5 protein-coding genes are annotated in these 7862 nt (G+C 64.9%); all 5 read left to right on the top strand.

Annotation, left to right across the window (positions count from 1 at the left end; genetic code table 11):
- The coding region (locus VGE27_RS00080; RefSeq protein WP_331047587.1) for an ATP-dependent DNA ligase at positions 1-1347 on the top strand (1347 nt) is incomplete at its 5' end.
- A complete protein-coding gene (locus VGE27_RS00075; RefSeq protein ID WP_331047586.1) occupies positions 1344-3899 on the top strand; it encodes a ligase-associated DNA damage response DEXH box helicase in 2556 nt (851 codons plus the stop codon). The genes VGE27_RS00080 and VGE27_RS00075, both read left to right, overlap by 4 nt.
- On the top strand, positions 3896-4564 hold the full coding sequence (gene pdeM / locus VGE27_RS00070) for a ligase-associated DNA damage response endonuclease PdeM (RefSeq protein WP_331047585.1): 669 nt from the start codon (positions 3896-3898) through the stop codon (positions 4562-4564). Before VGE27_RS00075 ends, pdeM begins: the two co-directional genes overlap by 4 nt.
- A 24-nt stretch (positions 4565-4588) precedes the next feature.
- Positions 4589-5287, top strand: coding sequence for a hypothetical protein (locus VGE27_RS00065; RefSeq protein WP_331047584.1), 699 nt, complete (start codon positions 4589-4591; stop codon positions 5285-5287).
- Positions 5280-7847, top strand: coding sequence for a serine/threonine-protein kinase (locus tag VGE27_RS00060; RefSeq protein ID WP_331047583.1), 2568 nt, complete (start codon positions 5280-5282; stop codon positions 7845-7847). The genes VGE27_RS00065 and VGE27_RS00060 overlap by 8 nt, the downstream gene beginning before the upstream one ends.
- Positions 7848-7862: the final 15 nt, after the last annotated feature.

Here is a 7862-nt window from a genome sequence, read left to right as displayed (position 1 = left end):
CTGGCCGAGGCCATCTCGCTGCTCGTACCAGAGCCGGAGGCCACGGCCGACGCGTCGCTCGCCTGGTGGGTGGAGCAGCGCCTGCTGCCACTCGCCACCATGGAGCCTGCAGAACAGCGACTGGCCTTGCGTGCCGCCTGGTCAGAGCTGGGAGGGACGGCGCGCTTTCTGTTCAACAAGCTGATCACCGGCGGGTTTCGCGTGGGTGTCGCCGAAGGCTTGGTCGTGCGTGCTCTGTCGCAGGCGAGTGGTGTGCCAGTGGACACCATCGCTCACCGATTGATGGGGCAGTGGGAGCCGAGTGGTGCCTGGTATGAGCAGCTCGTGCATGCACATACCACCGACGCTGACTGGAGCAAGCCGTATCCGTTCTTTCTGGCCTATCCGCTCGAAGCGGCGCCCGAGTCACTGGGCGACGTGCGCGACTGGCAGTGCGAATGGAAGTGGGATGGCATCCGTTGCCAGTTGGTACGTCGCAACGGCCGCACGATGTTGTGGAGTCGTGGTGAAGAGCTGTTGACGGGTCGATTCCCCGAGGTGGAGGCCATTGCCGAGTGGCTGCCCGATGGCACCGTACTGGACGGGGAAATGTTGGCCTGGCGCGATGGACAACCGCTCCCCTTCAGCGAGCTGCAACGTCGCATCAATCGCAAGACGGTGGGCAAGACGCTGCTGGCCGACGTGCCCTGTCACATGCTGGTGTACGACTGTCTCGAAGTGCGCGGCTCCGATATCCGCAGTGAGCCGTTGCGTGCGCGGCGTGCGCAGGCCGAGCAAGTGATGGCTGCACTGCCGACGGGTGGCAGTATGGGCCTGTCTCCCGTCATCGATGCAAGCTCCTGGGCCGATGTCACCGAAGCGCGGGAAGCGGCTCGCGAGCGTCAGAGCGAAGGGCTCATGCTCAAACGCCTGGAGTCGCTCTATGGTGTTGGGCGCAAAGTGGGCGACTGGTGGAAGTGGAAAGTGAACCCGATGACCGTGGACGCGGTGCTGGTCTACGCACAGGCAGGTCACGGACGGCGCGCCGGATTGTTCACCGACTACACCTTCGCCATTTGGGACGGGCCCACGCTCGTGCCATTCGCCAAGGCCTACAGTGGGCTCACCGATGTTGAGATCCGTGAAGTGGATCGGTTTGTTCGTGCCAATACACTGGAGAAGTTCGGCCCGGTGCGCACGGTGAAGCCGGAGCTGGTCTTCGAACTCGCGTTCGAGGGCATCCAGCGCAGCACGCGGCACAAGAGCGGGCTCGCGGTGCGCTTCCCGCGCATGGCCCGCTGGCGCAAGGACAAACCCGCCGCCGAGGCGGACACGATCGAGACCGTGCGCGCGTTGCTCTCGGCATGAATCACGAGATCGGACGGGCCGGTGTGGACGCGTGGTTCCGCGAGCGAGGCTGGGAACCGTTTGGCTTCCAGCGTGAAGTATGGGACGCCTATCTGCGCGGCGGGTCAGGGCTTATCCACGCCGCGACAGGTACGGGTAAGACCTATGCGGCATTCCTCGGGCCCGTCATCGAGGCGTTGTCGGAGCCGGTGCGTCAGCGTGCGCCACGGCGTCGCGCAGCCGCGGCGCCGCTTCGTGTTTTGTGGATCACGCCACTGCGCGCGCTCGCTGCTGACACCGAGCAGGCACTGCGCCAGGCGGCCGAGGGCATGTCGCTGCCATGGCGGGTGGAGTCGCGCACCGGAGATACGTCGGCGGCGCAGCGTGCCCGGCAGCGCACGCGATTGCCCACAGTCCTCGTGACCACGCCAGAATCGCTGTCCTTGCTGCTGTGCCGGGCGGATCATGCGTCGTTGTTTACCGACTTGCGCTGCGTGGTGGTGGATGAATGGCACGAGCTACTCTCAACCAAGCGCGGGGCGCAGGTGGAGCTGTGCCTCGCGCGATTGCGCGCGCTGTGCCCTGATATGCGCACGTGGGGTGTGTCGGCCACGCTGGGCAACCTGCAGGTGGCTGCGGACACACTCATGGGCTTCGATGCCATGGGCGCGCCAAGGCCGGCGCGCGTCGTGCGCGGCGTAGTGCCCAAAGCCGTGGTGGTGGAGTCGCTGGTACCGGAGACGATGGATCGCTTTCCGTGGGCCGGCCATCTCAACACGAAGCTGCTCCCCGAGGTGATTCGCCGACTGGAGAACGCCGAGAGCGCGATTGTGTTCACCAATACGCGCTCACAGTGCGAGATCTGGTTTCAGAGTCTCATCGCGGCCAACCCGGACTGGTTCATCTTCACGGCCATCCACCATGGCTCGCTGTCTCGCAACCAGCGGGAAGATGTGGAAGATGGTCTCAAGACCGGTCGCTACCGCATCGTGGTGGCGACCAGTTCACTCGACCTGGGCGTAGACTTCGCTCCAGTGGATGTGGTGATGCAGATCGGTAGCCCAAAGGGCGTCGCCCGCCTGCTGCAGCGCGCCGGCCGTTCCGGGCACAGCCCCGGACGGGTGTCTCGCATTGTCTGTGTGCCCACGCACGCCTTCGAGTTGGTGGAGGTGGCGGCCGCGCGTGCGGCGATCGAGGTTGGTGCCATCGAAAGCCGTGAACCACTGGATCGTCCGCTCGATCTGCTCGCCCAGCACTTGGTCACGTTGGCGTTGGGTGGTGGGTTTACGCGCGCTGACGTGCTGGCGGAGGTGCGTACCACGCGGGCGTACCATCGACTGACGGATGAAGAATTGGACTGGGTGCTGGCCTTTGTCATGTACGGCGGTGACACGCTGCGCGCGTATCCCGAGTATGCCAAGGTGCAGTACGAAGACGGGGTGTATCGCGTAACGGATCGGCGTGTGGCACTGCGGCACCGGCTCAGTATCGGCACCATCGTGAGTGATCACGCGATTGCGGTGCGCTACCTGAAGGGCCGACGGCTTGGCACGATCGAGGAGTCGTTCGTGAGCCGCCTCTCTCCCGGTGACACCTTCATCTTTGCCGGGACACCGCTGGAGTTCGTGCGGCTGCGCGACCTGACCGCCTGGGTGCGCAAGGCGAAGAAGCGGGCCGGCGCCGTGCCGCGCTGGGCGGGGGCGCGCATGCCACTGAGCAGCGAACTGTCGGCGGCGGTACGGGACATGCTGGAACAGGCGCGTACGGGTGTGTTCGCCTCTCCCGAGATGCAGGCCGTGAAACCGGTGCTCGACACACAGGCCGAACGCAGTGTGATTCCGCGCCCCGACGAACTGCTCATCGAACGCACCGAAACCCGCGACGGGCATCACCTGTTCGTATATCCATTCGAAGGGCGCCTGGTGCACGAAGGGCTGGCCGCGCTGTGGGCGTATCGCATCGCCCAGTTGATGCCGCTGTCGTTCACGTTCAGCAGCAACGACTACGGATTCGAGTTGCTGAGCCCCGATCGGGCTCCGCTGGAGGAAGCACTGGAGAGCGGGCTGTTGTCCACCGCGCATCTGCTGCACGACATCACGAACAGTCTCAATGCCGCGGAGCTCGCGCGGCGGCAATTCCGCGAAATCGCGCGGGTGGCCGGTCTCGTGTTCTCCGGATATCCGGGTCAGTCGAAGAGCGCCAAGCAGTTGCAGGCGTCCAGTGGCCTGTTGTACGATGTGTTCGCCAACCATGATCCGGACAACCTGCTCCTCGCCCAGGCACGACGCGAAGTACTGGAACGTCAGCTCGAAGCCAGCCGTCTCACGCGTGTGCTCGAACGCCTCTCCCGTAGCGATGTGCGCGTGGTCGAGGTGGAGCGCCCCACTCCGTTGGCTTTCCCGCTCATGGTGGACATGACACGCGCTTCGCTGAGCATGGAGAAGCTGGCCGATCGGGTGCGGCGCATGACCGTATCGGCCGAACGTCCGACGCGATCCGGGACAACGAGTGTGTTCCGGTTTGGGCCAAGTGACACGCTGCCGGTGAACAAGAAGCGCCGAGTGCGGAAGTGAGTGTGCTGCCGGCGGGAGCGCTGGCGGTGGAAGTGGCGAGTGAGACGGTGGTACTGCTTCCCGAGCGCGCGTTGTGGATTCCGGCGCATGATGCGGTGGTGGTGGCTGACCTGCACTGGGGCAAAGCCGCGACCTTTCGCGCGTCGCGCGTGCCGGTCCCGATGGGCACCACGGCCAGTGACCTCACGAGGCTTTCCAGGGTGCTGTCTGACACAGGCGCGAGTCAGCTGATCATTCTGGGCGATCTGCTACACGCCAGGGCCGGGCGACATGAAGAGACGTTCGCCACGATCGCCGCGTGGCGTGCGCGACACGCGTCCCTGCAGGTCACACTGGTGCGTGGCAATCACGACCGGCATGCGGGCGACCCACCGGCTTCGCTGGATATCGATTGCCAGGACGACCCGTGGCGTGCGGGTCCCTTCGTGGGGGTGCATGAACCTGCGCTCCCCGAGTCAGGCTATGTGCTGGCGGGGCACCTGCATCCCAATGTCACGGTGCACGGGCGCGGACGTTCCCATGTGCGGCTCCCGGCGTTTGTATTTGGCGCTACCATTGGCATCCTGCCGGCATTTTCGGCGTTCACCGGTGGGGGCATGTATGCGCGACAGGCCGGTGACGCGCTGTATGGTATCGCCGGCGGAGAAGTGATCGCACTGCGTTGAACCATCCGGCAGGAGACCTGACCCATGAATTGGTTGCCGCTGGTACTCCTCGCCAGCCTTTTGCTGGTGTTCGTCGGTGGCGTCGCGATCGCCGTGAAGATCGCCCGGCGTCGGGACGCGCAGCGCCTTGCCGCACTCTCGCAGGTGGCAGCAGACCTGGGTCTCTCGTTCACGCCCACCGACAACGGGGTGCTGCGTGATCTTGGTGGCTTTGCGTTTTATCAGTCGCGAAGTTTGCCGCTGGCGACCTCGGTGATGCGTGGACGGATACACGATACGGACATTCTGCTCTTCGACTACGACACGACATTGGGCAGCAGCAACAACCGACAGCTGATTCGGTTCACGGTCGCCGCGTTCGATGTGCGAGCGACCCCCTTGCCGGTATTCACGACTCAGGGTACTCCGCAGAACCGCTTTGCGCGTTTTGTGGACAAACATCTGGCCAACGCCAGCATCGTGTTCCCGGAGGATGCCGCCTTTTCAGGTGCTGTTCACGTGGCAAGTGCCGATGTGGATGGGGTCAAGCGTGTACTCGATGCGGACGTGCGGGCGTTTCTGATTCGCCGCAAGCCGTGGATGTGCCGCTCGACAGGGAACTGGCTCGTGCTGGCGTGGTTCCAGGAGCGTCCGACACCCGCAGACTATCCGGACTTTGTCCGCGAAGCATGCGAGGGCAAACGGCTGATGTGTGAATGGAGAAAGCCTGACCATCATGGATAGCGCACGCTGGGCCCGCATCAACGCGCTGTTTGATCAGGTCATCGCGGTTGACCGTGCGAAGCGTCGTGCGCTCCTGCATGAGCTCGCGCAGGGCGATGCGACGATCATCGAGGAAATCGAAGAACTCCTCGCCGCGGCCGATCGCACCAATGGCTTGCTGGACGCGCCGCCTCTGGAGGCTTTGGACGCGGGCGGGGATCCGCGTCAGACAGGACGCACCCTCGTGGGCCGGACGCTCGGCGCCTATCGCGTCACGCGCGAGATTGGCCGCGGCGGTATGGGCGTCGTGTACGAAGGTGCTCGCGAAGATCGGCAGTTCACACAGCAGGTGGCCATCAAGAGCCTGGGCGTGGGCTTTGATCGTCCTGAACTGCACTGGCGCTTCAAGCGGGAGCGGCAGATCCTCGCCGGGCTGTCACATCCCAACATTGCCGCGCTCTACGATGGCGGTGAGACCGAGGACGGCATCCCATACCTGGTGATGGAGTTCGTTCCCGGCCAGCCGATCGACGAATGGTGCAACGAACGACAGCTCTCCATCGCCCAGCGTATCGATCTGTTCCGGCAGGTGTGCGAGGCGATGCAGTTCGCGCACGGCAAACTGGTCGTGCATCGCGATCTCAAGCCGGGTAATGTGCTCGTGACGGCCGACGGCATCGTGAAGGTGCTCGACTTTGGCATCGCCAAGCTGCTCTCGCCGGATCCCGAGACGGGGCAGGCTTCAGACGTCACGCGCGAAGGCCTCGCACCCCTCACTACGGGATACGCCAGCCCTGAACAGGCGCGTGGTGAGGACGTCACCGTCGCCGCCGATGTGTATTCGCTTGGCGTGGTGTTGTACCGCCTGCTGACGGGGGCAGCACCGTACGACGTGACCGGCAAGTCGGCCAGCGAAGTGCTGTCCATTCTCAGCACACGCCCTCCCCGGGCGCTGCGGGATGTGGTCACCGATGTGAGTGCCCGCGAACGCGGCCTGGACAATGCCAAGCGGCTGCAGGTGGCTCTCTCGGGTGAACTCGAGGCCATCGTGCGCATGACGCTGCGAAAGGAACCGGAGCGTCGCTACGCGAGCGCGGCGGCCTTGTCGCAGGATCTTTTGCGCTACCTCAAGGGACAGCCGGTGCTGGCCCAGCCGGACACGTGGTCCTATCGTGCCCGCAAGTTTGTGCAGCGCCAGCGAGCGCTCGTGGCGGCTAGCACCATCGCGCTGCTCGCGCTCATCGGTGCCACGGCGTTCTCCCTGCGGTCCGCCAGCCTCGCGCGGGAGGAAGCCCGACGGGCCACGATCATGGCCGAATATCTCAGGGCCATTGTCGGCGCCGCCGACCCATCGCACTACAGCACATTTCGCTCGGGCCGGAGTGATGTCATGCTGTCCGAGGTACTCGACTCCACGCTCGCACGCGTGGAGCGCGATCTCGGAAGCGAGCCACGCGTGCGCGCGGACATGTACTGGACGCTCGGCAATGCGTTTCGTGTGTTCAACAAACATGCGGTCGCCGCACGCCTGCTCGATTCCGCGCGCATCCTGCACAGCCAGACCCTGGGGGAGCAGTCACTCGACGTGACTCGCGATATCCACTATGGCGCGCTGTTGCATCAGGAGACGGGGCGTTCCGATCTGGCGATCGGTGGACTGCGTGAAGCGCTCGCCCGCTATCGACGGATGCCCGCACCGCCCGACACGGAAGTCACCGACGTGCTGGTGTCACTCGGGCAGGTGCTGGGCGTGGGACTGCAGCAGCGCGAAGAAGGTGTGGCACTGCTGCAGGAAGCCGAACGGCGCGAGCAGAGTCGACTCACGCCACGATGGGCGCTGCTCGGCACCACTCAATCGGCGCTGGGCGCGACGCTGCTGTCCGGCACTGACTTTGCGGCCACCGATTCGGCCTTTGCGCGCGCGGTGGCAAGCTATCGGCAGGATTCGACGCGTACTCGCGCCGAGCTCGCGTTCACGCTCCTCAACTGGGGCACGGCGATCGGACGCCGCGGTGATCATCTGCGTGCTGCGGCATTGAAACGTGGAGCGCTTCACTCCATGCGGCAGGTGTACGGACCAACGCACTCCTTGACAGCCACCTTCCAACAACGACTCGGCGAGGAACTCGCGCAGCTCGACAGTCTTCCCGCCGCCCGCCTGGTGGTGGATTCCGCCATTGCCATCCAGGAGACGCTCACTCCACGCAACTATCTCGAGTTTGGCATCACACTCCGACTCTTGGGTGCGGTCGAACGGAAGTCGGGCAATCTGGCGGTGGCCGAGCGGCATCTCACGCGTGCTCGCGTGATGCTCGACAGCATGGGTGAAGTGCGCACTGTGCCGGCCATCGGGATTCACGCGGAGTTTTCACGTTTGTTCGAAGCGCGCAATCAGCTGGAGCCCGCCCGCGCAGAACTCGAGCAAGCGTATGCCACGGCACGTGATCGCCTCGGGCCGTCGCACTCCCTCACGCTGGCCACCGTTGGGCATCTGGCGAGCCTGGTGGCGCGGCAAGGAGATACCGTGCGGGCGGTCGCGCTGCGGAGGGATTCCTCCGCAATGAAGAATGGCGCTCGATGAGCCAGCAACGCCTGC

This window comes from Gemmatimonas sp., assembly GCF_036405635.1.
Taxonomy (GTDB): domain Bacteria; phylum Gemmatimonadota; class Gemmatimonadetes; order Gemmatimonadales; family Gemmatimonadaceae; genus Gemmatimonas.
This window is presented reverse-complemented; position numbering and strand designations above follow the sequence as displayed.